This is a genomic window from Rouxiella silvae (genome assembly GCF_002093625.1).
In the GTDB taxonomy this organism is placed as follows: Bacteria; Pseudomonadota; Gammaproteobacteria; order Enterobacterales; family Enterobacteriaceae; genus Rouxiella; species Rouxiella silvae.
On the sequence record NZ_MRWD01000031.1, the window covers coordinates 35475 to 60744 of the forward strand.

Annotated in this window: 24 protein-coding genes and 1 pseudogene; 6 read left to right on the plus strand and 19 right to left on the minus strand. The window is 50.5% G+C overall.

The genetic code is table 11. The annotated features are described in order from the left end of the window. The first annotated feature begins 115 nt into the window (after positions 1 to 115). Positions 116 to 811: a GntR family transcriptional regulator gene (locus tag BS639_RS13725; protein WP_055772510.1), complete on the plus strand. Its 696-nt coding sequence runs from the start codon at positions 116 to 118 to the stop codon at positions 809 to 811. Between the two features lie 17 nt (positions 812 to 828). Here the strand turns inward: BS639_RS13725 and BS639_RS13730 are convergent, their stop codons facing one another. Next, entirely contained in the window at positions 829 to 2091 is a 1263-nt protein-coding gene (locus BS639_RS13730; protein ID WP_084983357.1) for an amidohydrolase family protein, read from the minus strand. 182 nt (positions 2092 to 2273) lie between these two features. Here BS639_RS13730 and BS639_RS13735 point away from each other — a divergent pair, with 182 nt between their 5' ends. Next, positions 2274 to 2672 carry a nuclear transport factor 2 family protein gene (locus BS639_RS13735; protein ID WP_055771644.1) on the plus strand — a complete coding sequence of 133 codons (399 nt, stop codon included), beginning with the start codon at positions 2274 to 2276 and terminating at the stop codon, positions 2670 to 2672. A gap of 52 nt (positions 2673 to 2724) precedes the next feature. Here the strand turns inward: BS639_RS13735 and BS639_RS13740 are convergent, their stop codons facing one another. The 11 genes from BS639_RS13740 to BS639_RS13790 all read right to left on the minus strand — a co-directional run bounded on the left by BS639_RS13740 (position 2725) and on the right by BS639_RS13790 (position 14777). After that, entirely contained in the window at positions 2725 to 4206 is a 1482-nt protein-coding gene (locus BS639_RS13740) for an amidohydrolase family protein (protein ID WP_084983358.1), read from the minus strand. Next, a complete protein-coding gene (locus tag BS639_RS13745; protein ID WP_055771649.1) occupies positions 4206 to 5402 on the minus strand; it encodes an amidohydrolase family protein in 1197 nt (398 codons plus the stop codon). Before BS639_RS13745 ends, BS639_RS13740 begins: the two co-directional genes overlap by 1 nt. Further along, positions 5399 to 6484: an ABC transporter ATP-binding protein gene (locus BS639_RS13750; RefSeq protein ID WP_084983359.1), complete on the minus strand. Its 1086-nt coding sequence runs from the start codon at positions 6482 to 6484 to the stop codon at positions 5399 to 5401. Before BS639_RS13750 ends, BS639_RS13745 begins: the two co-directional genes overlap by 4 nt. Before the next feature lie 9 nt (positions 6485 to 6493). Next, on the minus strand, positions 6494 to 7480 hold the full coding sequence (locus BS639_RS13755) for an ABC transporter ATP-binding protein (protein WP_233427675.1): 987 nt from the start codon (positions 7478 to 7480) through the stop codon (positions 6494 to 6496). A gap of 9 nt (positions 7481 to 7489) precedes the next feature. Then, complete coding sequence (locus tag BS639_RS13760) at positions 7490 to 8473, minus strand: ABC transporter permease (protein WP_082457328.1); 984 nt, start codon at positions 8471 to 8473, stop codon at positions 7490 to 7492. 11 nt (positions 8474 to 8484) lie between these two features. Next, complete coding sequence (locus BS639_RS13765; protein ID WP_139804104.1) at positions 8485 to 9450, minus strand: ABC transporter permease; 966 nt, start codon at positions 9448 to 9450, stop codon at positions 8485 to 8487. Positions 9451 to 9468: 18 nt separating this feature from the next. Next, positions 9469 to 11049: an ABC transporter substrate-binding protein gene (locus tag BS639_RS13770; RefSeq protein ID WP_084983360.1), complete on the minus strand. Its 1581-nt coding sequence runs from the start codon at positions 11047 to 11049 to the stop codon at positions 9469 to 9471. Positions 11050 to 11364: 315 nt separating this feature from the next. Continuing rightward, positions 11365 to 11694 carry a DMT family transporter gene (locus tag BS639_RS13775; RefSeq protein WP_055771662.1) on the minus strand — a complete coding sequence of 110 codons (330 nt, stop codon included), beginning with the start codon at positions 11692 to 11694 and terminating at the stop codon, positions 11365 to 11367. 426 nt (positions 11695 to 12120) lie between these two features. After that, positions 12121 to 12882 carry an SDR family oxidoreductase gene (locus BS639_RS13780; RefSeq protein WP_084983361.1) on the minus strand — a complete coding sequence of 254 codons (762 nt, stop codon included), beginning with the start codon at positions 12880 to 12882 and terminating at the stop codon, positions 12121 to 12123. 214 nt (positions 12883 to 13096) lie between these two features. After that, positions 13097 to 13993 (minus strand): LysR family transcriptional regulator, encoded by an 897-nt coding sequence (locus BS639_RS13785; RefSeq protein ID WP_055771669.1) that lies wholly within the window; start codon positions 13991 to 13993, stop codon positions 13097 to 13099. Positions 13994 to 14066: 73 nt separating this feature from the next. After that, positions 14067 to 14777 (minus strand): carboxymuconolactone decarboxylase family protein, encoded by a 711-nt coding sequence (locus BS639_RS13790; protein ID WP_055771671.1) that lies wholly within the window; start codon positions 14775 to 14777, stop codon positions 14067 to 14069. 312 nt (positions 14778 to 15089) lie between these two features. Between BS639_RS13790 and BS639_RS13795 the strand changes: the two are divergent. Next, a pseudogene (locus tag BS639_RS13795) lies at positions 15090 to 15263 on the plus strand (aldo/keto reductase); the annotation flags it as partial. A gap of 208 nt (positions 15264 to 15471) precedes the next feature. Here the strand turns inward: BS639_RS13795 and BS639_RS13800 are convergent. Beyond that, a complete protein-coding gene (locus BS639_RS13800; protein ID WP_055771708.1) occupies positions 15472 to 15897 on the minus strand; it encodes a winged helix-turn-helix transcriptional regulator in 426 nt (141 codons plus the stop codon). Positions 15898 to 16004: 107 nt separating this feature from the next. Between BS639_RS13800 and BS639_RS13805 the strand changes: the two genes are divergently transcribed. After that, positions 16005 to 16757 (plus strand): SDR family oxidoreductase, encoded by a 753-nt coding sequence (locus tag BS639_RS13805; protein WP_084983362.1) that lies wholly within the window; start codon positions 16005 to 16007, stop codon positions 16755 to 16757. Positions 16758 to 16774: 17 nt separating this feature from the next. On the opposite strand, the gene BS639_RS13810 is transcribed toward BS639_RS13805, so the two are convergent. From BS639_RS13810 to BS639_RS13820, 3 genes are read right to left on the minus strand one after another with little or no spacing between them, the layout of a single operon-like run. After that, positions 16775 to 18328, minus strand: a complete 1554-nt coding sequence (locus tag BS639_RS13810; RefSeq protein WP_233427677.1) for a DHA2 family efflux MFS transporter permease subunit — start codon at positions 18326 to 18328, stop codon at positions 16775 to 16777. An 8-nt stretch (positions 18329 to 18336) separates the two neighbouring features. Beyond that, positions 18337 to 19413 carry an HlyD family secretion protein gene (locus BS639_RS13815; protein WP_084983364.1) on the minus strand — a complete coding sequence of 359 codons (1077 nt, stop codon included), beginning with the start codon at positions 19411 to 19413 and terminating at the stop codon, positions 18337 to 18339. Then, on the minus strand, positions 19410 to 19955 hold the full coding sequence (locus tag BS639_RS13820; RefSeq protein ID WP_084983365.1) for a winged helix-turn-helix transcriptional regulator: 546 nt from the start codon (positions 19953 to 19955) through the stop codon (positions 19410 to 19412). Before BS639_RS13820 ends, BS639_RS13815 begins: the two co-directional genes overlap by 4 nt. A gap of 273 nt (positions 19956 to 20228) precedes the next feature. Between BS639_RS13820 and BS639_RS13825 the strand changes: the two genes are divergently transcribed. Further along, on the plus strand, positions 20229 to 20561 hold the full coding sequence (locus BS639_RS13825) for a hypothetical protein (RefSeq protein WP_084983366.1): 333 nt from the start codon (positions 20229 to 20231) through the stop codon (positions 20559 to 20561). A 36-nt stretch (positions 20562 to 20597) separates the two neighbouring features. On the opposite strand, the gene BS639_RS13830 is transcribed toward BS639_RS13825, so the two are convergent. Next, positions 20598 to 21731: an aminotransferase gene (locus BS639_RS13830; RefSeq protein WP_084983367.1), complete on the minus strand. Its 1134-nt coding sequence runs from the start codon at positions 21729 to 21731 to the stop codon at positions 20598 to 20600. A gap of 213 nt (positions 21732 to 21944) precedes the next feature. Here BS639_RS13830 and BS639_RS13835 point away from each other — a divergent pair, with 213 nt between their 5' ends. After that, positions 21945 to 22580: a helix-turn-helix transcriptional regulator gene (locus tag BS639_RS13835; RefSeq protein WP_324187985.1), complete on the plus strand. Its 636-nt coding sequence runs from the start codon at positions 21945 to 21947 to the stop codon at positions 22578 to 22580. A gap of 100 nt (positions 22581 to 22680) precedes the next feature. Here the strand turns inward: BS639_RS13835 and BS639_RS13840 are convergent, their stop codons facing one another. Beyond that, positions 22681 to 23826 carry a porin gene (locus tag BS639_RS13840; protein WP_055771724.1) on the minus strand — a complete coding sequence of 382 codons (1146 nt, stop codon included), beginning with the start codon at positions 23824 to 23826 and terminating at the stop codon, positions 22681 to 22683. A 445-nt stretch (positions 23827 to 24271) separates the two neighbouring features. Next, a complete protein-coding gene (locus BS639_RS13845) occupies positions 24272 to 25144 on the minus strand; it encodes a helix-turn-helix domain-containing protein (protein ID WP_084983369.1) in 873 nt (290 codons plus the stop codon). Between the last annotated feature and the right edge of the window lie 126 nt (positions 25145 to 25270).

The following is a 25270-nucleotide window of genomic DNA, read 5'->3' on the forward strand; positions in this document are numbered from 1 at the left end:
GCGCAAAGTGTGCGACCCGCCACAGCGGCAATTGAAAGCAACATAGCCTCTTGCATCTGGCGCTCTGCTGCACATAGAATCGGTGACTGTAGGTGGTTTCGACATTGAGGAAACAATGAGCAATAACACTACTACGGCCAAACAACTGGAAGTAAAGCGCATTGTCGATGTACTCTCCAAGGCAATTGCTCAACATCGGCTGCGTCCGGGTTCACGCCTGATTGAGGCACAAATAGTTGAGGCGTTAAACGCCAACCGTAATCATGTACAGGTTGCTTTGCAGCGCTTGGCGATGCAGCGAATTGTGGATATAGAACCCAATCGCGGCGCGATGGTGTCGCAACCAACGGCGAAAGAGGCGAGGGAGGTGTTCGTGGCCCGCCGCGCCATTGAACGTGCGATTGTAGAAACGATAACGCCCGAGCTGATTCGCCGTCATCGTCACCGTATCGCAACCCATCTTCGCAATGAGCGTGAAGCCACTAATGACACCGATCGTCGTGCAATAGTGCGTGAGCTGAGCGAGTTTCACCTGATGCTGGGTGAAATCTGCGGCAATGAAGTTCTGAGCGAAGTGCTGGCAAACCTGATGGTGCGCAGCTCGCTCATCGTCGCGCTTTATCAGCGTAACGATGTGCCGTCATGCCAGTCTGACGAACACCAGGCTATTATTACCGCGCTTGAAGCCGGTGATAATGAGCAGGCTGTGGCGGTAATGATTGAGCATCTCGAAGAGCTGGAGTCACAGCTTGAGCTTGAAGAGCAGTCAACCAGCGAGGTGAACCTGCGTCAGGCGCTGGCCGATCTCTAAGCCTCTGTCCGCTGTGGTTAGGCGGCATCATGACCCGATTCTGGGGTGAATATTGTCGCCTCGGGTCGTTCAAAGGTTTTCTTCCCGGCTTTAAATCCCATCAGCGGCGGCGCTATTTCAGCCACTACAGCCGCGGCATTCACTGCGTTAAATACCACAAAATCTGCACGGCATCCCGGCGTCAGGCCGTAGTTTTTCAAACGCAACAGGAGAGCCGACTCGGTTGAAATCCACGCCAGACAACGCAGTAACTCAGCCTCGGTCGCCAACTGACTCACGTTGGCAAAAAGATTGGCCTGCCGCACCAGCGAAGCATCGCCGTAGGGAGTGAAAGGATTGGCAATATTGTTGCTCGACAGTGAACAGATCACGCCGCAATTATCGAGACAGGCCAAGGGAGCCAGTCCTCGCGGGCGATGATGAAAATGATCTCTCCCGGTGAGAAACAGATCCGTTGCAGGCAGTGAAGTGATGCTGACACCCGCCAACGCCATTTGTTTACCGAGCGCCACTACTTGCTCGCGCGGCAACGCCGAAAGTTTGGTCACGTGACCGACGGTAACGCGCCCCTGACGCCCAAATTTTTCTGTATATTCAATAACCTTGGGTAGCATCATGTTATCGGGGGAGAGGTCAAAATCGAGATGGAAATCAAGATTGCAGTCGTATTCCACCGCCATGTCGAACAGCCGCTCTATTTGCCCCAGCGGCGAGCTGTCAGTGTAAGGGCAGCCGCCTAACACCTCGGCGCCTTGATCAAGCGCCTGGCGTAACAACGCCTCGGTACCCGGATTATTCAACATACCCTCCTGGGGGAATACGCAAATCTCCAGCGTTATTGCCCACGCATAGTCTTTCTGCAGTCGCCGCACTGCGTTAAATCCTTGCAGGCCTATTTGCGGGTCCAGCTCGACGTGCGTGCGCATATGCGTGGTGCCCTGAACAATCGCTTTATCCAACACGCTGGCGCCGCGCTGATAAATATCCTGCTCGGTAAACGCCAACTTTGCCCGGCGGGTTTGCTCCACCGCCTCATGCACCGTACCTGCGTGCAACTCACAGCGCGACAGAATGCAGGCTTTATCGAGATGGATGTGCGTTTCAACCAGTCCGGGCAGCAGCAGTTTGCCCTGTAAATCGAGCGTAGCGGCATTTTTTTCTGCCTCAGCAGACAGTTCATCCACAAAGAAACCATTTTCAACCCGCAGGCTGAGTGGCTTAAGCGGCGAAGTCGGCAGACGGGCATTCACAATTTTCAGTGCTTGGGTGAAATTACGCATTTATTTCTCCATATTGCTAGCATTAGCATGTATTTTGCTAGCAATATGGATGCCATCTTGATCAGCGCCGTCGCGACAGGCCCGATGCTGAAAAAGGGCAATTTAATTGCACACTAAGCGTGCGCCCTTGCACCGCATGGAATCATTGACACGATAGTGGAAACCTCACTGGGAGAAAAAAGATGAAACAGGAAAATAGTGCCGTAGAAATTGTTAGCAATTTTTTGGCGGCGTCGATGGCGCCGGACCCAGTCAAGGCAGCGACCTACATGGCGGCAGACGTTGTCATTACTTTTACCGGAAAACGCGTGATGCCCGACGCACATCACATCACCGCGTTTAACAAGGCACGTTATGCCTGGGTGAAGAAGTCTATTGGCCAGTATGACTGGATGGACAAAGGTGATCACACGGTCGTGTATTCGAACGGCACGCTTTACGGGGAATGGCCGGACGGTCGGAAATTTGCCGGTAATCGTTATCTAGACCGCTATGAAATTCGCGACGGTAAAATCACGCATATGGACGTATGGAACGACAGCGCCGAGTGGATATTAGTGCCTGAGATTTCGCAGCGCTAACAGGTATTTTGCCGCCTTCACAGAGTAAAAGTCGAAGGCGGCGGGGGATGAGTTAAGTGCGTGGATTCAGTGGAAACGACGGCGTGAAAAGGCGGCTGCACGGCGGGTGCTGGAAGCTTCTTTCAGGATAAGTGCGCATCAGCTTTTCAAACTGCCGCTGGGCCTGATAATGAAGCTGGTCAAGGTCAACCCGATGCTTGACTAATTGCCGGTCCCATACCACTTTTTCACCGGCAATAATCACTCCGCGCACGTCACGACCATTACCGTTGATCACCACCGCCGTAATGGGGTCAAAAATCTGCCCCATCGCCGGTTCGTCTAGCGAAATAATCGTGATATCAGCCTGCGCGCCCGGGCATAGTCGGCCAATATCCTCACGGCCTAGGGCTTTTGCTCCGCCTAGCGTGGCCATGCGGTAATAGTCGGCGGCGCTGGCAGCCTGCACATTTTGCGTCACCACCCGGCTTAACACGGTGCCAAGATGCATGTTGGTCAGCATATCCGGTGGGAAAGTGTCGGTGCCTAATCCCATATTCACACCGGCTTCACGCAGGGGGAGGTACTGCTCAAGATACTTGGCGTGACGACCTGATACCAGCGGACAGAGCACCAGATTGGCGGCTGAGTCGGCCAGCAGCCTGATATCACGCGTAATACTTGCCTGCGTCGGCGACTTTCCGCCGAGGAATTGACCGTGCGGAAGCAGCATTTTCTTATGCAACAGCCCTGCGTCAGCCAGCACCTGAAGCGATGAGCGCCCTTGAAACCGGCGATCAACTTCATTGACTTCAAGCTCACTCTGACAGCAGTGCAGCCGAACGCTGCATTCCTGACGCTGCACCGCTTCGCTCAGCGCGGCAAGCAGAGCGGGCGTACAGCCTTCGATGCGATCGGGTGCCAAAAAGCCGCGCAGGATTGGAGAATCACGCATCCTGATTTCTTCGATAAAACGCTCAGCGTCCTCCAGACCCGCCAGTCCGCGCGCCTCATCAAAACGCATGCCAATTTGGCCGTCGGCTTCAACCACGTTGTGACCCGCCATGAACGCCGGACCCAGCCACGCGCGCAGTCCGAGAGACTCCGCCACGTCAGCCGCGTGGCGATATTCGTCGATATCCTCAGCCCATTGTCGATACAAAATGGAGGTGATAGGGACTGCACTGGTTACCCCATTGAGCAACAGATGGGTATAGGCATACAGCTTGTTAAAATTGAGTTCCTCGCGGGAATAAAGGTCGCGCCGTTGCCAGTCTGCCGCCACCACGCGGCCCTTTTGCCAGCCGGGCTGATTGTCAAAACCGAGCACGGTGGTATCGAGGTCACCCAGTGCGTCCAAGTCAATAAATCCGGGGCCAACCAGCGCATTCCCGGCGTTTATCTCCTCATCTACCGCGCCGGTATAACGCTCACCGACAAACAACACTCGCTCGCCCTGATAAACCACTTCTCCCGGCGAATAGAGCCGATGGTCGTTGTCTTTATATCCCACTACCCAGGTGGCACTGAGGCGGATAATTTTTTGCGCCGCCATCAAAACAGGCACTCACCGTTGGCCGCTACCACTTTACCGTGCTTGATAACCGTGCGCGGCATCGGTTGGGCGACGATAGCTTCGGCCACCACGCGGGCGGGTAAAAGCACTAAATCGGCGCGACATCCTACTTCAATGCCATAGTTTTCACGCTTCATCACTCGTGCGCCGCCATAGGTAATAGCGTCTAACGCATTTAGCATTTCGCTGTCTTTACGCCAGCGGTAACGCAGCCCTACCATCATGGCGCGATGCAGCATGTCACCGTTGCCATAAGGACTCCAGGTGTCGCGTATTCCGTCGTTACCGGCACAAACGTCAACGCCATGTTCTCGCAGCAACAGGTAAGGCGGCACTGCCACGTCAACCGGCGCGGTGGTGGCGATGGAAATACCCAGCTCTGCAAGCTGTTCGGCAAACCATTTTTGCCGGTCTGCTTCGACCATCCCCAAGCAAAATGCGTGACTGATGGTGACCTTACCGCTCAGACCGAATTCGCGGGTTTTATCCAAAATGCGTTCCACGCTAAACGCACCGACTTCACCACGTTCATGCAAATGAATATCCACGCCTTTATCGTATTTCGCCGCCAGGCGGAAAATAATATTTAAATGTGCGATCGGATCTTTCTCATAGGTGCAAGGGTCCAGCCCGCCAATGTAATCAGCTCCTAGGATCAGCGCCTGTTCAAGGTGTTTCTCCGCACCTGGATTTTCCAAAATCCCGCTTTGCGGAAATGCCACCGTTTCAATATCAATGGCGTGCGCCAGCTTCTCTTTGGTGGCCAGCACGCCTTCTATATGACTGACGCCGATTTCATTATCCACATCAATATGTGTGCGGATAAACGAGGTACCTCGGCTGATGCAGTGTCGCGCAATGCGTTCAGACTGGAGCTGAGAGTCGGGATGATGTTCCCGACGATAGGCGCGTTCATTGGCAATAATGGCAGGCAGGTTGCGCGGCACGTCGTTTTCATACCACTCTCGGCCCCACAGGCTTTTATCGATGTGTGCATGGCCGTCAATAAAACCGGGCAACAGCAGCTGATTATTGCCCTCAATAACCTCGGATTGAGCCACCGCCGCAGAGAGATCGGGTGCAATCTCGACAATTACGCCGTCGTGAATTAATACGTCCAACGTATTTACGCCAGTAAAAGGACGGACCTGTTTTAAAAGTAATGACGAGCTCATCGTATTTCTCCTGTGATCGCTTGCAAAGAAGGGCGCGCCGCGGCGACCGGATGGTGGCATTCGATTTGGTGAAGCGCAGACATGGCGTGGACCGGCGGTGCCGTTAGACGGCAAATGTCAGTCGCCAGCGGGCAGCGCGGATGAAACGCACAACCGGCGGGCGGCGACAGCGCGCTGGGCATCTCGCCGGAAATTGCGGCCCGCGCCTGATTAGGTTGGTCAATTTTGGGAATGGCGTCGAGCAGCATCCGGGTATAAGGATGGCCAGGCTGACGGAAAATTTCATCCACCGGACCCAGCTCGACAATACGGCCGAGATACATCACGCCGACGCGGTCAGAAATATGCGCAATGACCGACATATTATGACTGATAAAGAAGTAAGTCAGGCCCAGCGTTTCCTGCAAATCGCTCATCAGATTCAGAACCTGCGCCTGCACCGATACGTCCAGCGCTGAGGTCGGTTCGTCGCAAATCAAAAAGTCTGGCTGGGTCGCGAGTGCGCGTGCAATCGAAATACGTTGGCGCTGGCCGCCGGAGAACTCGTGCGGGAATTTAAACATGTCACCCTCCGCCAGTCCGACCTGACGCAGCAGCGTCGCCACCTGACTCCGTGCTTGACGCGTCGTGCCGACCCGATTTTGCAGGCGCAGCGGTTCAGCAATAATGCGCTCTACGCGCCAGCGTGGATTAAGGCTGGCGTAAGGGTCTTGAAAAATCATCTGAATCCCACGGCCGGGTGAGGTATCGCCCGGCGTCAGTGTTCGGCCCGCGTGAGAAATTTTTCCCTTGGTGGGTGTGTAAAGTCCTGCCAGCGCACGGGCAACGGTGGATTTTCCGCAGCCAGATTCGCCGACCAAGCTAAAGGTTTCACCCTGTTGCACACTAAAGCTTATTCCTCTCACCGCTTGGAGTTGTTGTTTCGGCTGGCGTTTAAACAGGCTGCCCATGCCGCCGCTGCCGACTTCAAAGCTGATATGCAAGTCCTCAACCTGCATAATAGTATGCGCCTGCGGGTTCCGTGCGCCGGCCTCTTCATTGTCTACAGGGGTCAGTGGAACTGTCTGTTTCATCGTATTCATGGTGTCTCCTTAAAGATTCAGACAGGCGACGCGCGTCTCGCCCCGTGTTTGCAGCGTGGGCGAATGCAGACTGCACTGTTCAAGACGCTGCGTGCAGCGCGGATGAAAAGAACAGCCGCTGGGAAGTTGATTAAGCCGCGGCATTGAGCCGTCGATTTGCGCCAGACGTGGGCGGCGCTCGGTCAGGCTGGGGATCGAGGCCATCAGCCCGCGCGTGTAGGGATGCCGTGGCTGCTGCAGTACCTGTTGTACTGGCCCGGTTTCAATCAGCTGTCCGGCATACATTACCGCCACACGGTCGCAAATTTCGGCGATCACTCCCATATCGTGAGTGATAATCATCACCGCCGTGCCGTGCTGTTTGCACAGGCGTTTTATCAATCCGAGCACCTGCGCCTGCACCGAAACGTCCAGGGCAGTAGTCGGTTCGTCGGCGATCACCAGTTCCGGTTCCACGCACAGCGCCAGTGCGATAATAATGCGTTGGCGCATGCCGCCGGAAAATTGATGAGGATACTGTTCAAGCCGCTGTTCGGCACTGCTGATACCGACTTCTCCCATTAGTTCAATGGCGCGACTGCGGCTCTGTTCGGCATTCAGCGGCAGGTGAGTGCGAATGGTTTCAATCAGCTGTTCGCCGATGGTCAGCACGGGGTTAAGGCTGGTCAACGGGTCTTGGAAAATACAGCTAATTTTTCTGCCCCGCAGCAGGCGTCTTTCCGCTTCGTTAAGATTGTCGATGCGCTGGCCGTTAAATAATATTTTGCCGCCACTGATGCGGCCGGGGGACTCAAGCAGGCCCGAGATAGCGGAACCGGTAAGTGATTTACCCGCCCCTGACTCGCCAACGACGCCAAGAATTTCACCGGCGTTGAGTGAAAAAGAGACATCGCGGATCGCCAGCAGAGCGCCTTTACGGTGCATAAACTCAACGCTGAGTCCTTCGACCTCCAGTAACGGAGCCTGAGGAGGGCAAGAAAGCGGGCTGCTGTTCATGGTCTTCTCCTAACGTAATTTAGGGTTGAGAATATCCCGCAGCCAGTCGCCGAGGATGTTAAATGCCAGTGACAATGTCACTAATACCAAGGCGGGAAACAGCACCACCCACCACTGGCCGGAAAACAGATACTGATTGCCTTCATTGATAAGCGTGCCCAGCGACGGCTGGTCTGGCGGCATGCCTACGCCAAGAAACGACAGGGTCGCTTCGGTGAGGATAGCCAGGCCAAGATGCAGCGTCGCCAACACGGAAACCGGACTCAGCACGTTAGGCAGAATATGGGCAAACATAATGTGCAGGCTACGGCCCCCGCTAACTTTGGAGGCCAGCACATACTCTTTATGCTTTTCGAGGATCGTTAGGCTGCGGATTGTGCGGGCGTACTGCATCCAGCCGGTCAAGGCAATAGAGGCGACGATAATCGGCATCGCCATTTCCCCCTGTAGCGCCTTGGGCAAAATACCGCGCGCCACGCCGCTTATCAGCAGCGAAAACATAATCGTTGGAATGCTCAGCATGGCGTCAGCGAAGCGCATAATCACCGTATCGACCAGCCCGCCGAGATAGCCACTCAACACCCCAAGCAGCACGCCGATCAGCAGAGAAAGCCCCACGCTGATTAAGCCGACAATCAGTGAAATATGCAGTCCATAAAGCATCAGCGACAGCAGGTCACGCCCCTGAACGTCGGTGCCGAGCCAGAAGTGCGCATCACCCCCGGTTAACCAAGAAGGCGGAAGCTCCGAGTTCATCAGGTCAAAGCTTGAGGCGTCGAAAATTGAATAGGGCGCTAGCCAGCCGCTGAAAATACCGGAAATTAACAGCGCTACGGTCCAAAAGAAGGCCATAACGGTGATTTTTGATTTCCAAAAGTAGTAGAGGAAATCGCTGTCTATAAAAGCGGTCAGGTTTTGTTTAATTAACTGCAACCGGGTGGGCGCAGCGACTGCGTTAAATTCAGCGGGTTGCCGGGAGTCTTGATTCATCATAGTTGTCTCACTCAGGACTTTTTCATACGCGGGTCAATCAGGTAATAAAGCAGATCGACCAAGGTATTAATGACAATGAAAATTAATGCGATAAATATCAGGTAAGCCGAAATAACCGGAATATCGACATTATTAATCGCCTGAATAAAAAGCAGTCCCATGCCCGGCCATTGGAATACAGTCTCAGTGACAATCGCAAAAGCAATTAGACCACCAATTTGTAATCCCACAATCGTTACCACCGGTAATAACGCGTTACGCAGAGCATGGCGATAATAGATGCTCGCCTTATGCAGGCCGCGCGCTTTGGCGAACTTAATATAGTCTGTGCGCATAACCTCCAGCATTTCCGAGCGCACCAAACGCATAATCAGCGTTATCATAAACAGCGAAAGAGAGAGCGCAGGCAGCACAATGGATTTCCATCCGCTCACGCTGAGCAGTCCGGTGCTCCACAGGCCAAAATGGGTCGTTACGCCACGTCCGCTAGAGGGGAAAATTCCTAGATAAACCGAGAAGACAATAATCAGCAAAATACCAATCAGGAAGCTGGGCAGCGAGACGCCTATCAATGATAAAAATTGCACTAATCCCAGCAGCAATCGGTTTTTACTTATCGCCGACCACACTCCGAGCGGGAATCCCACCAGCAATGAGATAACCACAGCCACCAACACCAGCTCCAGCGTGGCGGGAAGACGCTCCATAATTAAATGAAAAACGTCTACCTGGTTGTAATAGGAAATACCAAAGTCGCCGTGGCAAATGCGCACCACAAAGCGCGCAAACTGGGTCAGCATAGGGTCGCTGAGGCCTAATTTGATGCGCAAATCGGTGCGCTCCTGCTGCGTTGCGCTTTCCGGTAGCATGTTATTGACTGGGTCACCCAAATACTGAAACATGCTGAATGAAATAAACGCCACCGCCAGCATCAGGCCAATCATTTGCAACAGCCGTTTAATGATATAACTCACCATTGTGCGCTCTCTCTGTTGTTAATTAGCATTGACCCGGGCATACCACAGGCGCACGACGTTATCGGGACTCTGCTTGAGGGTCAGGTTTTTATTTTCAACCCAGACAACCGGTTCATAGTGCATCGGCATATAAGGCAAGTCGGCTTGGGCGAGGTTTATTTCCTGGCGCAGCATGTCGGTGCGTTTTTTGTCGTCAAGTTCTGGAATAGAGGCCTCAATGAGCTGGTCAACCTGCTGGTTGGAATAACGCGGAATATTAAACATCCCAAAGCCGCTATTATCATTTGTGTGCAGCAACTGCACAGAGATACTGTAGGCATCCATAATAGGCAGGTTAGCCCAGCCTAAAACCGCAATATCCGTTTTTCCATTGTCGGTTATCTGGTTATAAACACTGTTGGTGTGCATCGTCAGAGTGGCCGTTACGCCTATTTTGGCCCAATAACTTTGGACTGCCTGACACCACTGAGGGGCGTTCATATAGGAGCCTTCCACGCAGTCAAAAGCCAGCTTGAAGCCTTTTTCATAACCCGCCTCCGCCAGCAGCGCTTTGGCTTTTACGGGGTCGTATCCCAACTTTATTGCATTGGCCGTGTCATAACCCGGGATTTGCGGGGCGAGGTAGGTGTTGGCCACCTGCGTCATGCCGCGCATGATTTTTTGCGTGATAGCTTCACGGTTCACCGCCATCATCAACGCTTGCCGCACGCGTAAATCTTTGAGGGGATTCTTACCCTCTACGTTGCCGGCGTTGAGGGTGTCGCGTAGGTTAAAGGTAAGGAAATCAACGCGAAGCGAGGGGCTTACTAACGTTTGAATCGTAGTGTCTTTGCGCAATCTGTCGATATCTTGCAGCGGCACACTGGTCACCAAGTCGTATTCTTTCGCCAAAATACCCGACAGGCGCGTTGCATCAGAGGTGATAGGTTTGAAGATTATTTGGTCCACGTTGCCAACCGAGTTGTCTTTATTCCACCAGGTCGGATTCTTCTTTAATACCATTTGCGATTCCCGCTGGCGGCTCACCAACATAAACGGCCCGGTGCCGTTGGTATTATTGGTGGCATAGCCTTCGGTGCCCTGGCTCATGCTGGTCGGTTTGAGGGCGTTATGCTGCTCCATCCACTCTTTGTCCATCATCATCACGCCGCTGAGTTCGTTAAGCGCAATGCCGCTTTTTTGCTTGAGATGAATATCCACAGTGTATTGATCCACCGCCACCGCATCTTTAATCGTGGATGCGTTAGCGCGTATTCCTGAGTCCGGGTCGGTGACGCGCGCAATGGAAGCCACCACGTCGGCGGAGTCAAAAACGTCGCCGTTTTGGAATTTCACTCCCTGACGCAGATAAAAACGCAGCGTGGTGTCATTGATAAATTCCCAACGCGTAGCCAGCGTGGGCTGAAGCTTCAAATCGTTATCGCGTTGAAGCAGGGCCTCATAAATGTGATTTTGAAAGGTCAGCGCGGTGGTGGAGGCAAAGGCATCAGGGTCAAGCGTAGGAATATCGGCGGCAACCGCCCAGCGAACTATATTCTCGGCTTCAGCGGCCTGAGTCGCCATGCAGGTCAGTAAAAGCGGCAGCACGTACTTTTTCATCCGATCTTCCTTCACACAATGGTAGGGGGTGATTTTACTAGCCACATTGCTAGCAATTATTAAAAGCAACCATCGTGCCAAGCAAGTTGTAAAATGAAAATAATCTTCTTTTCGAGTTATTTCAAAGAGTAATCAGAGGTGAGCCATTGCTAGATGACCAGCGGTGGTGGGGGGGAAGTGGTGTTTGCGCACGTAATGGGCAACTCTGCATTGCCGTGGTGCAGATTGCTAGCAATGAAAAGCCGCCCTAAATCTTAACTTGATTTAGCCTGGCGGCTTAGTTTCATTATGTTTCAACGTTATGAAGGGGAAGGGTTAATGTCCCGCGGTTTTCGACAGCAGATTAATCATTAATACGCCGGCGATAATCAGCACCATACCGCCGATGGCATAGGCATCGAGCTTTTGCCCGAAGAATATAAAACCGGCGCAGGCAACCAACACAATGCCCATTCCAGCCCAAATGGCGTAGGCGATACCTACCGGCATTGATTTCAAAACCAACGATAACAGAATGAAAGAGATGATGTAGCCCACAACCACCGCCACGGAAGGATAGAAACGGGTAAAGCCTTCAGAAGCTTTTAAAGAGCTGGTGGCAATAACTTCAGAGATAATGGCAATAAAAAGATAAATGTAGGTCATAGGGTCAGGCCGTAGCGGCGTTCAATCGCCTGCTCGGTGAGGTCTCCGGTTGAGTTTCAAGAAAAATCGTTATTAGAAAAGGCGAGTAGCATACCATTTCTACGCACGAAAATATTGACCCTGTACCGGTTTGTTATTTTAAAACCCACGGGGGGCATTATCAATTAATGTCTTATTAAGCCATTATCCCTAAGTGAATCGTTATATATTTAAAAATAAAATCACTTCAAGTGTCCTTATAAAAGAGGGACGGCAGCCTATTTTTAAAAACGTTAACAAAATGATGATTTTCACTGTGGCGTAGTGGATGCGTTTCCATAAGCTTTCCATTGTTTCTATTTTAATGCGTAGACGGGCATAACTGATTGATGCAAAGAGAGAGGAAACGGCACGAGTGTGACATCTGCGTGCCGTAGAGAAGGGGAGTTAGCGAACCGTATAACCCCCATCAACAGGCAAAGCGTGGCCAATAACAAAGCTCGATGCAGGGCTGCATAGCCACATAACGGCATCGGCAACTTCTTCTGCGCGGCCCAGACGACGCATGGGCACTTCTTTCATCAATTCGGCCATCGCTTCAGGTTGGCTTTCAAGCATGCCAGAAACCATTGGAGTCTCAATAATTCCAGGGCAGACGGCGTTAATACGGATACCTTTGTGTGCATACTCCAGACCCGCGCTTTTGGTCAGACCTACAACGCCGTGTTTAGATGCGTGATAAATACCGCGCTCGGCGATACCCACCAGCCCTCCAAGCGATGAGTTGTTGACGATGGCACCACTGCCCTGTTTGCGCATCTGGATAAGCTCAAACTTCATGCAGTTCCAGATACCGCGCAGATTAACGTCCATCACAAAGTCGTAATCCTTGGGATCGGCGTCGGCAGTTTCAGCAACCGGGCTTTGTACACCGGCATTGTTAAAGGCGAAATCTAGCCGGCCAAAGGTGGAAACGGTTTGTTCGATCATTGATTCAACCTGACCGATATCCGCCACGTTACACTCAATGCCGATGGCTTCATAACCTGCGGCCACCAGCTTTTCAGCCGCTTTCTTAACGGCCTCGCCATTAACGTCTGCCAACGATACACTGGCGCCCGCCTCGGCAAAGGCTTTTGCTGCGGCAAAGCCCATTCCGGAAGCAGCACCGGTTACCAAAGCAACCTGATTTTCAAAATTTAAAGTCATACTTTATTCCTGGAAATAGTTTTCACATCTTTTAAGTTTAATAAAAAATGCGTTTTAGTTTGTGATGTCATTAAGCATGTCAAAAATAACCGGCGTGAATAAAAATATTACCTTCACACCGCCAGCTTAAAGGGTCGGTATTCATGAGTGGAATTATAAGCCCACCTCGTGAATGCCTATGGGCATATTTTTACCGCGATTTTAATAAACATATTTAACGTTGATAACGCAACGCATCAATGACAATTTTCATTGCTTTAGAGGATTGGCGACGGCTTGAATAAAAAATGTGTAAACCTTCACAATAAGGTGTCCATTCATCAAGAACCTGTGACAACTGGCCTTTTTGAATATAATCACTCACCAGATCTTCAGGTACCTGCGCTATACCAAAGCCGTCTATTGCCGCCTCTATCACCTGCATAACCGTGTTAAAGACTACCTGACCATCGACACGGGCTTTGACCTCTTTCCCGTCGTATTGGAATTCCCAGACGTAAAATCCTCCATGGCTCGGCAGGCGAAGATTTATGCAGCGATGTTTAGCCAGTTGATAAGGCGTTTCAGGGATACCCTTCGCCTTCAAATACTCAGGGGAGGCGACCGCGACAAATCTAATATCGGGACCAATACGCATGGATATCATGCCGTTAGTCACTTGTTCTCCCAATCTGACACCTGCGTCATATCGATGAGCAACAATGTCGGTTAACCCATAGTCGTTGATCATCTCGACATTGATTTCGGGATACTCTTTGAGGATTTTAGACAGTTTTGGCCACAGAACAGTCTGAATTGAGTAGTCCGTTGCTGAAATCCTAATCGTTCCGGCGGGCTTATCCAATGCATCGCCTATAGACGCAATTTCACTGCTTATTTCTTCAAAACGGGGTGCCAGGTTATCCAGCAGTCGCTGACCCACTTCTGTCGGTGAAACGCTGCGGGTGGTTCGGGTAAGAAGTCGTACGCCCAGACTCGCTTCAAGACCACGGATAGTATGACTCAACGCAGATTGAGAGACGCCAAGCTGCGCGGCGGCGCGAGTGAAGCTTTTTTCCCGAGCGACCGTGACGAAAGCGACATAATCATTCAGGTTATCGCGTGATTTCATCTGTATCCTCAATCTTTCGTATAGCGTGGTAGTAAACTCTTATTATTGAAGCATAGATTAGCTTCCTAAAGGTTTAGGCGTTTCGCGACTCAAAGACCTGCTTGAATATTGGCAACGCTGAAAACACATTTGGCCAGCCAGCATAGAAGGCTAACTGGGTCAGCGCTTCCCCCGCCTGAGATTGAGTCAGGCCATTGTCCATGGCTTTGTTCAAATGAAACGTCACCTGGGCGACCTGTCCGTTGGAGACCAGTGCGCTAACCGTGACCAGGCTGCGGTCGCGAGGTGCCAGGTCAGGACGCAGCCACAGGTCGTTAAATACCGCGTCGGTTGTGAACTGCACAACGCCCGGTGAGACATCGGCGAAATGGCTGCTCACGTGCTGGGCGCGCTGGTCTTCGGCTTGCTGATTAATCGGCAGGGGAACGATATTACTTCCCGGTAACTCACTGATATTAATGCTTCTGGCATTAAATACCTGCTGAGCAGCGCGCGCAGCAGAGGTCGCATTACCCCAGCCAGAATAAAAAGCCAGATGAGTAATGATTTCTGCAATCTCGTCCGGTTTTACCCCGTTATCTAACGCCTGATTTAAGGTGTTAAGCTGTTCTTCGACCTGATGACGGGAAACTATCGTCGCCAGTGTGATGATGCTTCTGTCGCGTGGTGACAGCGCTGTTCTGTTCCACAGATCGTTTAATAAAGTATTTTCGGTGTACATTACCAAAGAAGGCAACGTTAGCGGAGTAACCGCTGAATCGTTGTTTGCCACTGTATTATCCACGATATGCGCCTCATTGATTAAGTCAGAGCTTAATTCTACCTGTCCGATTTAATAACTTTAATGCATGAATATTGAATACACTTATGTGTAAATTTCATCAATCACTAAATTTGGATTTATTGGTCTATAAATCAGCTTGTTAGCTGTAATTGATGAATATTTCTCATCTCTTTAATCGCGATGCGCTATTAATCAATTAATCCCTGAATGCCACTATTTAAGCGTTAAATATATTAGCCAGCGAGGTTTTGATACTGATCTTTCGTGTAATCAGTTGGCTGATTTTTTCATTGAAACGTGAGAGGAATGACGATGAATTATAAAAATCTAGGCCGCAGCGGGCTTAAGGTTTCACCTTTGTGCTTGGGTGCAATGATGTTTGGTGGTGAAACCGACCTTGAAACGTCTAGGCGTATCATAATTAAAGCGGGTGAGCAGGGAATTAACTTTATTGATACCGCTGACGTTTACCATGGCGGTAAATCTGAACATGCAGGCTGGCATAGCCGCTAGAGGTAACATTTTGATTGCCGTACTGCGGGTGAATCAGTCTGAGATTGGATGCCACGCCGTATTGATATGCCGAAGCGTTGGTTTTGGCGCACTGTCCAGACGTCGTTAAATAAGGCCGTAGCGTTTTCCATTTCCATCGGGATAATATTTTAAAAAATAGCAGTATTTAGCAGTGCGGCCTTTACTCGCGCTGGTCAAATGTCGTTCTTGCCTGTTCCACCGCCTGCAAATTTTCACTGGCCCACACCCACACGCCGCAAAAAGCAGCTCCCAAGGTCATCCCTAAGCTCGTTAATTGGTATTCAACTTTCGGTGGCACGACCGGATACACCGTTCGACTCACCAGTCCGCTGCGCTCCATCGCCCGCAGGGTCTGGGTCAGCATCTTCTGACTGATGCCGCCAACGGCTTCGGCCAAGCGACTAAATCGCAGTGTGCCGTGTTCGGCCAACGCCTCGAGGATAAGCATTGTCCACTTGTCAGCGACTCGGCCTATTAACTCGGTGACCAAATCTTTTATTCGCGGATCGATTTCGATAGGTGGCGTTGTGTTCGCGTAGCGCTTTGCATCGGCTATCTGTTGATCGGTGAAATTAGCAATGCCCATAATCGACACTCTCTTTTAGGTGTGTATGGCACATTTAGGTGCCTTATTTCTATTAGAGAGAATAGGCGTTACGCTGTATTTCCACAACATCCTTTGAAGGCAGCGCGATGAAATTATGCACACGAACGATTTTGATTACCGGCGGCAGCAGCGGGATCGGTTTGGAATTAGCCGGGCAGTTGATTGCAGCTGGCAATACTGTACTTATCACAGGGCGAAGTGAACAGGCACTGCAACGCGCAAAAGGGCGCTTTCCTGAACTGCACATATTCCAAAGCGATGTCAGCAAAGCCGAGGATATTCGCAGCCTCCACGAGCAGGTAGCCGCGCATTATCCCAAGCTCGATACGTTGATTAACAATGCGGGGGTGATGAAAATTGTGCCGCTACAGGATCCGAGAACTCTAGAAGCGCTAACCCAAGAGGTCGATATCAATTTGAAGGGGGCGATGCGTATGGTGCAGCAGTTCTTGCCTCTGCTTAAATCGCAGTCCGATGCTCTAATAGTTAACGTTTCATCCGGATTAGCGTTCGTGCCGTTTGCAGTATCGCCTGTTTACTCTGCCGCCAAAGCGGGTATGCATGCCTACACGCGCTGCCTTCGTGCTCAGCTGCTGGGTACGAAAATCAGGGTGGCAGAATTGGCCCCTCCGTTGACGGAAACGCCGCTTTTTTCTGCAGAATTTAAAGGCAAGATGAAAGGCGAGAAAGGCATGCCGGTAGACGTGCTGGTTCGCAAAGCGCTGGCCGCCATTGAGGCCGGAAAGTGCGAAATTTGTCCTGGGCAGAGTAACATTCTTAGAATCGCGAGCCGGCTTGCTCCGGGATTTATTTTCCGCCAGTTGAGCAAAGTAGTATAAACCCCGGCCGCGAAAAATTAGCGTTGAACTGCGGGTTTCTTCATCAGCGGAACCAAAATAACCGTCAGTAGAAAACAGACCATCAGCAGATAAAAGGTGTCGGAGAATGCCATTGTCGTTGCTTCATTCATTACCATCGAAGATAAGGAGTGCAGCGAAATAGACTGCGCATGCTCAGAAGAGTAACCCAGCCCAATATTGTGCTGTGCGCTGCTATTGACAAGCGCGTTTACCGCGGGGTCTGTCGGTGAAAGATGGTCGGCAAGGCGGCTATAGTGCATGTTGGTGCGGTTATTGATCATTGTGCCACAGAGCGCAATGCCGATAGCGCCGCCCAAGTTTCGCATCAGATTAAAAAGGCCTGAGGCCAATTTCATACGCTGAGGGAGAATGCTGCCCAGCGTTAACGTTACCGCCGGTGCTACCGCAAACTGTTGCGCAATGCCCCGCAGCGCCTGAGGCAACAGCAGCTGATCTACGCCCCAGTCGTGGGTGATCGGGGTGAAAAAATACATTGAAAAAGCAAATCCAGCCAGGCCAACCATGAGCAACCAGCGTAAATCTACCCGATTAGCCAACCAAGAATAGAAAGGAATCGAGAGGATTTGGAAAATGCCGGTCGAGAAGATAGCCAGACCGATATCCAGGGCGCTGAAACCACGGACCGTGCCGAGGAACAGTGGGGTCATATAGATAGTTGAAAAGATCCCCAATCCGGCCATAAAAGAGAAGAAGCAGCCTAGCGCAAAAGTGCGATCTTTTAGGGCATACAGGTCCATCACTGGCTGTGGGTGATAAAGGGTGCGCAGAATAAAAAACAGGCCGCAGAAAAACGCAGTACAGCCGGTCAGCATAATGGTGGCATCGTCAAACCAGCCCCAGCGCGGTCCTTCTTCGAGCGTATATTCCAGGCACCCCAACGAGAGAGCCAGCAGTGCAATGCTGAGATAGTCGGCACCTTTTAACAGACTAAGATCGGGTTTATCAATTCTGACCAATGCGGGGACGGCAATGGTGATGTAAAGCCCCGGCAGCAGGTTGATAAAAAACAGCCAGTGCCAGCTAAAGTTGTCTGTTATCCAACCGCCCACCGTCGGGCCAAGCGTCGGGGCCAGTGACGCAATACCGCCGATGGTAGCGGCTGCAATTACCCGCTGTTTGCCCTGATAAAAGGCAAACGCGGTGGTGAATACCAGGGGGATCATCGAACCGCCGAAAAAACCCTGCAACGCGCGAAACGCGATCATGCTCTGAATGTCCCACGCCCATCCGCACAGCAAACTCATCACGGTGAAGCCTGCCGCCGACACGCAAAATAGCCAGTGCGTGGACAACACCCGCGCCAGCCAGCCGGAGAGGGGAATGATAATAATTTCGGCAATCAGATAGCTGGTCTGCACCCAGACCGTTTCATCCTGACCGGCTGAAAGTCCGCCGCCGATGTCCTTTAGCGAAGCGGAAACTATCTGAATATCAATCAGGGCGATAAACATACCCAGACACAGGGTGGCAAAGGCGATGATCTTTTGGCGCGATGGCATGGTGTCCGGAGAACGTGAAATCGTCGTCATCGTGGCACTCATGGTTTGCCGCTCTCATCGACGGTGGCTTCAACCGACAGGCCGGGGCGCAACAGTCCTAATTCGGCATCTTGATTGTCAAGTTCAATGCGAACGGGCACGCGCTGAACGATTTTAGTGAAGTTTCCGGTGGCATTTTCCGCAGGAAGAATACTGAACTGTGAGCCGGTAGCAGGAGAAAGACTGCTCACTCGGCCGTGGAAAGTGCGACCAGAAAGGACGTCGGCGATGATTTTCACCGGCTGACCTGGTTGCATGCGCGCCAATTGATTCTCTTTAAAATTGGCGTCAACCCACAGACCTGAGGAAGAGACCAGCGATAGAAGCTGTGTGCCGCTTCCCACATAAGAACCCATCCAGATATGGCGATTGCCGACCACACCGTCAAAGGGCGCTTTGATCTGGGTATAAGAAAGATTGAGTTTATCCTGATTGGCGCTGGCGTGTGCCTGGGCCAAAGACGCCTGAGTTTGTTTCTCTTGTGCATCGAGCACCGCCAATTGCCGCTGTGCCGCCATATAATCTGCACGAGCCTGGGCTTCATCGGCCTGAGCCTTGTGATAATCAGCGCGCGCATTGTCTTTAATCTGCTGAGAGATTGCCGCCGAGTTGGCAAGAGAATCATAGCGGCGGCTGTCGCCAGCTGCCTTTGAGGTCACGGCCAGTGCGGCATCAACTGCCGCTTTTGCTCCACTAATAGTGGCAAGTTGCAGTTGTCGAGAGGCCGCGATGTTCTCCAACGCGGCTTCCTGAGCGGCTATTTCTGCCTGCGATTTATCAAGTGCGGCGCGATAATCACGGTCATCGATGCGAATAAGCAAATCGCCTTTCTTGACTCTGGCGTTGTCGTTTACCGCAATTTCACTGATGTAGCCTGCTACCTTGGTTGAAACAACACTCATATTTCCGCCGACGTAGGCATCGTCGGTGGTTTGCATAAACCGGCCGCTTTGCCACCAGTAAAAGCCATATCCGCCGATCGCCAGTACTGAGGCGCAGAGCGCCAGCACAATAACCGGGCGCTGCAAAAATTTACCCGAGCTTCGGACGTGAGGGGCAACATTCGTCACACTCATTGCGCTTGAACCTGTTTTTCTGGCGGGGTGAATTTCAGGGCGTCAACGCCGGCCTTTTTTTGTTTCAGGTAGTCGTGACGGTAGCGAATAATCGGGTCAGCGGCCGGGCCGGGCATCATCGAGTAAGCCTCGGAGGTTATGAGATTGCCGGTTTCACTGTCAACCAACACAGCCTGCACCGCACGACGGGTGTCCGTTTCGACCAGTTGCAGCTGTGTTCCTTCCGGAGAGAAATGCTGGGTTCCCCATGCCGCCAGCGCGAGCAGTACCGGACGGAAATCGCGGCCTTTTTGCGTAAGCTGATACTCATAGCGAGGTGGGGAGGTGGTGTACTTAACTTTTTCAACCAACCCGTCGTCAATCAAGTCTTTTAGCCTGCGCGACAGGATATTTGGCGCAATGCCACAACTTTTTTGAAATTCATCAAAGCGGGTAAAACCGGCAGTAATATCACGCAGGATCATCACCGACCAACTGTCCCCAATGCGCCCGAGACTGCGGGCTATGGGGCAGGAAGTTTCATAAAGCGGAGTGTTTTTCATCTTGATGTCTCACCAAAGGAGTTCATTGATCCATCTTTCCACTGTAACTTGCATTTTGCAAGTAATAAGACTTTCAAAATGAAAGTTACAGCACGAAGGGTACAGTTACCGCAATTGCACAGCGAAACTAATACTGAGCTTATGAATGATGACTACAATGCCCTGTAAATTAACTTATGTTCGTTGTGGACTAACACCGGGAGTCAGTCAGTGCAGATTCGGCAATGAGAAAAAGAGATCGGTACCGCTCTTTTCATCCGTTCAAAAAGAAGTGTGGAATTAAGTGAAGCTGGGAAGTTTTTCTTGGTCGAAGCTCAAGCAACAATCGATCAGGCGCAGCGGGCAATTGAGGTGGCAAAACGCGCTGGGCGGGGTGAGTTAGGTGAAATACGTATTGGCTATGTCAGTTCCGCGCTGTATTCAGGTGTGCTTAGCGAGGGCGTCTCAATTGTGCCTAATATATTGACCCGTAAAGTATTTTTACATGAGGTAACCTATCCCTCTATTTCTGCGCCTGAAATAACATCAGAGATAAATTTAATCTATCGTAAGTGGGAGAAGTCCCCTTTAATAAAGAAATTTATTGGGGACGTGAAAGAGCGGTGATCTGTTTAAAAATAATGGTCAGGGTAACGTCGGCGTTTATTTCAGCTCACTGGCCAGCGCTTTTATAAATGCAGAGACCAAAGGTAACCCTTTAGCTAACACCTCTTTGTTGTTGGCAAAACCGATACGCAAATAGCCCTCCATTCTCATCACTTCGCCGGGGGTAAACATTACGCCGTAACGTTTGATTAATTGAATACAAAAATCGCGTGAACCTATCGGCAAGTCGTATTTGAGCAGGGCGGTTGTTCCCGCCAGCGGTTTGGTGTAACTAATGAGTGGCTCATTGTCGACCCACTGATCCAACGTTTGCAGGTTGTCTCGCAGCATTGCCTGATTGCGTTGCAAAATTTTATCGCGGTTTTCCAACGCTAAACAGGCGAAGTAGTCGTCCAGCACGCCGACGCTGATGGTGTTGTAATCGCGATGTACTTCAATGGCTTTGAGTAAATCATGGGGTGCCGCAATCCATCCCAGACGCAGTCCGGCCAGAGAATATGCCTTGGACATGCTGGCGGTACTGATGCCTTTTTCATACAGATCAGCCATCGCGACACTATAACCGTCCCCCTGCTGATTGGTTCCACGGTAGACCTCGTCACAAAGAACCCAAGCGTCAACGCTGCGGGCAATCTCGATGATTTGATGCAATAATTTTTCATCCATCAGCGCGCCGGTGGGATTATTTGGGTTATTCAGGGCAATGACTTTGGTCTTGTTATCCACCAACGTTTTCAGCTCTTCCGGGTCAGGCAGGAAGGCATTTTCTTCGCGCAGCGGCAGAATTTTCACCTCTGCACCGTAGCTGGCCGGAATGGAATAGTGCTGCTGATAGGTCGGTAAAACAGAAATTACCCTGTCACCGGCCTCAACCAGTGTCTGATAAATCAGAGCGTTAGCCCCAATGGCACCGTGGGCAATCATAATATTGTCTGCCGTTTGGCTGGCATACTGCGTAGCGATCAGCTGGCGCAGTCGCCGTGAGCCGGTTATCTCCCCGTAGGTCATCTTGATATTGAGCATATCGTCAAGAACTGACTCGGTTTGACCCGTCATTTCGAGCAGCTGGCGCATGGTCAGTGACTCAACGCAGGTTTCAGCAAGGTTGTACTCGCAGCGGTTTTCCCACTCATTCATCCACTGCTCAACGCCGAAGGGTTCAATTTTCATTTCACATATCTCGATTAGGGGAGGAGAAGCAGGTCTTCGCAAACACAAGGACGGCGGAATGACAGAGGGCTGCTTATGGGTGAACTAAAAAGTACATCATGCACTTTTTGTTTGCAATGGGCCTTTAGCACATGGTTAACTTCCACCCTGCAAAGGCTGGAGCTGACAACAACTCGGGCTGACGGACGATTCAACAAAATAGTGGAGAGACAGGTGCTTAAGATTGCCGATAATCATGATTCGCAGTTTGCGTTGCTCAAATCAATCGCCGACGGGTTGGCAGCGCTTTTTTTTCCCAGTGTGGAAGTGGTTATCCATAATGTCACCACCGGTAAAGTTGCCTATATCGCCAATAATCTGTCTAAAAGAAATCTCGGTGATGACGCCGGTTTAGATGAAATGGAATTCAATGAATTTGAGCGGCTCAGCGGCCCCTATGAAAAACTTAACTGGGATGGCAAAAAGATGCGCTCCATCAGCATTGCCAGCGCCGGCGAGGGTAAGGCGGGTTACATTTTATGCGTTAACTTGAGCACGGGTATTTTTGAAGATGCCAAGAACGCACTTGAGCTTTTCTTGTCAGTCACACGCCTACAGCCTCAGCCCGCAGAACTGTTTAAAGATGACTGGCAGGAGAAGATTAACACCTTCCTGCATGAGTGGATCCGCAAACAAAACACCTCGTTGGCGTCTTTAAATCGCGAGCAAAAAAAAAGGCTGGTGGTGGATTTACAGCAAGAGGGTGCATTCAGGGCAAAGAACTCGGCAGACTATATTGCCAGCGTACTTTCGCTAGGAAGAACAACTGTTTATAAATATTTACGTGAAATAAAAGATAACGACGTGTGATAACTAATCCGTTGCCACGTCATATTATGGCGTTGCTGTCGCCCTAATAAAAAGCCAGTACATTGCTGTACTGGCTTTTATACATGAAATAATAGGGCAATTAGAAGTTGTAGTAGAAAGTCGCGATGGTTTCGTCAGACTGGCCCGGTGCATTGGCCAGAGTGCGTTCCAGATAAAGCGAAATGCCGTGGTTGAAGTCTAAAGCCGTACCCAGATAAACGTGGTTGGCCGAGTAGTCTTCTCCGCCTTTCAGCTTGAGGGAATCTGCTGCAACGTAAGGCTGGATCGATTTAAAGAACGGCTTGTTGAAGGTAAATGTGTAACCCGCAAAGCCTTCGACGCCATAGCCACTGCCGGCAAAGAAGTTGTTTTGATTCACATCTTCACGCTTGCTTGGCACGTAGTCGTCATAGTAGTTGGCTGTGGCAACCAAATACCAGCTTCCCGGCTGCCAGGTCAGAGCTGTAGCCGTGGTTTGCTGGTGGTAGAATTTCTGGTCGCTGCCGTTGTTGCTGTCTTTCACACGGGCGTCGGTTACGGTGTAAACGCCACTCCACGTCAAGGTGGGGGTTACGGCATAGTCAACGCCGATACCTTCACCGCCTACGCGACGGTAGTGCAGCGTGCTGTTGGCCGCGTACTCGGTTTCAGGCAACAGGTAGTGGGCCTCAACCGTAAATGCGCCAAAGGTGTTTTTGTATTTGAAGCTTTTTGCCGGACGGTTTCCGCCATCCTGATCGCCATTGATGCCAACGCCTTCACCTGCGGCCTGGCCATCGTTATCCCACACATCGCTCTTACTGCCGACAATGTCGTAATACACGCCGTACTGTTTACCAAAGGTGAAAGTACCGTAGCGATCGTCTTTGAAGCCGTAATACAACTTACGTTTTTTAAGCAGATCAGTGCCGTCGGTATACCCAGACTTGATATCGAGCAGGTGATACATATTCACACCCAGCTCATACATACCAATGACCGAGGTGTGATCGGTCAACGCATAGTCACCGCTGAAACGGAAACGTGTACCGCCGTCGTGACCACTTGAGGCACCGTGTGTTTTGTTTTTAGTATTTTCGAAAGTGAACTCTGGTCGAATGCTGCCACCAACTTTTAAGCTCAGCGGCGCCAGCAACGAATCACTTTGAGTATTTTTGTCTAAAATAGTGATTTCAGCCTGAGCGCTAGCTGAAAGCACCGATAACATCACGCCACCCACGATCATTGGCCCTTTAAAATTACGCATTTACCCTGTCTCCAATCATTTTATTTTTGTTATTTCAGAAATATTACGTTGCACTGCGAATAAATATTTAACATGGCTGTCATAGAGGTGAAAGGATTAAGTGTGACGCAGGTCACGACTAGGGATGGCTAAAACAGGGTGTTTTTCTTAATTAGTATGAATAATTGTAATTTAGTGAAACGACTAAATTCATTTCGAGCACATTAAGCTAATAATGCTTAATTAAGAATCAAAGTGGGCATGCAAATAAGTTCGATTTCGAAACGTTTAATTACATTTTTGCCTGATTACGGTCTGTAGCTGTAATAGGTTTTAGCAGTTAAAGCCGCGTTGAATGTAAAAGTGATAAGGTTCAAGGTTGATAATAAACCGGCGAAACTTTTACACCTGAAGATATAACGGGCGTCATGAAAGGATTAAGCGATGGCATTAAGACCAGGTTCGGTTATTCGATCGGCACTAAATACTGACAGTTAAAATAGTCGAGATCTATGTCGTTAAATATTGGCGTGTGGATCTCAACGTCGACGCCACGGCGGCGGATAAGATGTTCTTTAGGAAGTGCGATAAGATATATTTTGGAGACAAACGCTTTAAAGCCGGTGACATCGCCGGTATAGGTAAATCGCGCATACTTGCCTTGCTCAATAACGACTTTCTCACAGTTTTTAGTGAAAAATGGCAGCAGATCTCTCTCAAAAGCAACCCTGTAGCCCACTTTATAATGGGGTTCAGATTCATTATAGTGAGAGTAGTCAACCAGTCCGTAGAATCGCGGCGGCGTCACGCCGACTAATGATAGCGTGCTGGCGATAAGCTGGGTACGAAACTCATGTGAAAAACATTCACCATTTTCAACGGCGCACTTTACCAAGTTTTGCTCACCAAACAGCGACGTAGGCTCAAGAGTGACAATGGTCGGTTTGGCGAGGGTTTGTGCCTCAAAATAGTAGGGGGGTAACAGGCCCTGCATATCAAAATATTCAGCACGCCTGTAGGCGTAAGGCGTTATTTTGAAATTTTGTCGGAAAGCACGGGTGAACGTTTGTTGAGAGTCGAAGCCGTACTGCATCGCTATTTCATAAATGTCTTTTTTAGTCAGACGTAAAAGTAATGCCGTTTTGGATAACCGACGGCGACGGCAATATTCACCCAGTGATGTACCGGTCATACTTTTAAACACTCGCTGTAAATGCCATTTAGAGTATCCGACTTTTTTTGAAATATTGTCGAGGCTTAGATTACTTTCAAGGTTTTCCTCAATCCAAAATAAAAGTTCATTAATAATATTTTCCCGCAAACTGTGAATTTCTTTCATGCTCACCCTTGAATTTGCATTAATGAGAAGATAGCGAGGTTAAAATTCTTCTCATGCAGAATGCTATGTTTATCGTGCTTTTTAAAGACAGCGTTAGTTAAGGATTGTATGGGGATTATGTTAACG

Excerpts from the sequence above, each read along its gene's own strand:
- BS639_RS13730 (WP_084983357.1), bottom strand. The coding sequence starts at position 2,091 with ATGCGTAATTTCACCCAAGCACTGAAAATTGTGAATGCCCGTCTGCCG.
- BS639_RS13785 (WP_055771669.1), bottom strand. The coding sequence starts at position 13,993 with ATGAAATCACGCGATAACCTGAATGATTATGTCGCTTTCGTCACGGTC.
- BS639_RS13725 (WP_055772510.1), top strand. The coding sequence starts at position 116 with ATGAGCAATAACACTACTACGGCCAAACAACTGGAAGTAAAGCGCATT.
- BS639_RS13815 (WP_084983364.1), bottom strand. The coding sequence starts at position 19,413 with ATGAGTGTGACGAATGTTGCCCCTCACGTCCGAAGCTCGGGTAAATTT.
- BS639_RS13805 (WP_084983362.1), top strand. The coding sequence starts at position 16,005 with ATGAAATTATGCACACGAACGATTTTGATTACCGGCGGCAGCAGCGGG.
- BS639_RS13845 (WP_084983369.1), bottom strand. The coding sequence starts at position 25,144 with ATGAAAGAAATTCACAGTTTGCGGGAAAATATTATTAATGAACTTTTA.
- BS639_RS13830 (WP_084983367.1), bottom strand. The coding sequence starts at position 21,731 with ATGAAAATTGAACCCTTCGGCGTTGAGCAGTGGATGAATGAGTGGGAA.
- BS639_RS13740 (WP_084983358.1), bottom strand. The coding sequence starts at position 4,206 with ATGGCGGCGCAAAAAATTATCCGCCTCAGTGCCACCTGGGTAGTGGGA.
- BS639_RS13750 (WP_084983359.1), bottom strand. The coding sequence starts at position 6,484 with ATGAATACGATGAAACAGACAGTTCCACTGACCCCTGTAGACAATGAA.
- BS639_RS13820 (WP_084983365.1), bottom strand. The coding sequence starts at position 19,955 with ATGAAAAACACTCCGCTTTATGAAACTTCCTGCCCCATAGCCCGCAGT.
- BS639_RS13810 (WP_233427677.1), bottom strand. The coding sequence starts at position 18,328 with ATGACGACGATTTCACGTTCTCCGGACACCATGCCATCGCGCCAAAAG.
- BS639_RS13765 (WP_139804104.1), bottom strand. The coding sequence starts at position 9,450 with ATGGTGAGTTATATCATTAAACGGCTGTTGCAAATGATTGGCCTGATG.
- BS639_RS13840 (WP_055771724.1), bottom strand. The coding sequence starts at position 23,826 with ATGCGTAATTTTAAAGGGCCAATGATCGTGGGTGGCGTGATGTTATCG.
- BS639_RS13755 (WP_233427675.1), bottom strand. The coding sequence starts at position 7,480 with ATGAACAGCAGCCCGCTTTCTTGCCCTCCTCAGGCTCCGTTACTGGAG.
- BS639_RS13800 (WP_055771708.1), bottom strand. The coding sequence starts at position 15,897 with ATGGGCATTGCTAATTTCACCGATCAACAGATAGCCGATGCAAAGCGC.
- BS639_RS13780 (WP_084983361.1), bottom strand. The coding sequence starts at position 12,882 with ATGACTTTAAATTTTGAAAATCAGGTTGCTTTGGTAACCGGTGCTGCT.
- BS639_RS13760 (WP_082457328.1), bottom strand. The coding sequence starts at position 8,473 with ATGATGAATCAAGACTCCCGGCAACCCGCTGAATTTAACGCAGTCGCT.
- BS639_RS13775 (WP_055771662.1), bottom strand. The coding sequence starts at position 11,694 with ATGACCTACATTTATCTTTTTATTGCCATTATCTCTGAAGTTATTGCC.
- BS639_RS13770 (WP_084983360.1), bottom strand. The coding sequence starts at position 11,049 with ATGAAAAAGTACGTGCTGCCGCTTTTACTGACCTGCATGGCGACTCAG.
- BS639_RS13745 (WP_055771649.1), bottom strand. The coding sequence starts at position 5,402 with ATGAGCTCGTCATTACTTTTAAAACAGGTCCGTCCTTTTACTGGCGTA.
- BS639_RS13735 (WP_055771644.1), top strand. The coding sequence starts at position 2,274 with ATGAAACAGGAAAATAGTGCCGTAGAAATTGTTAGCAATTTTTTGGCG.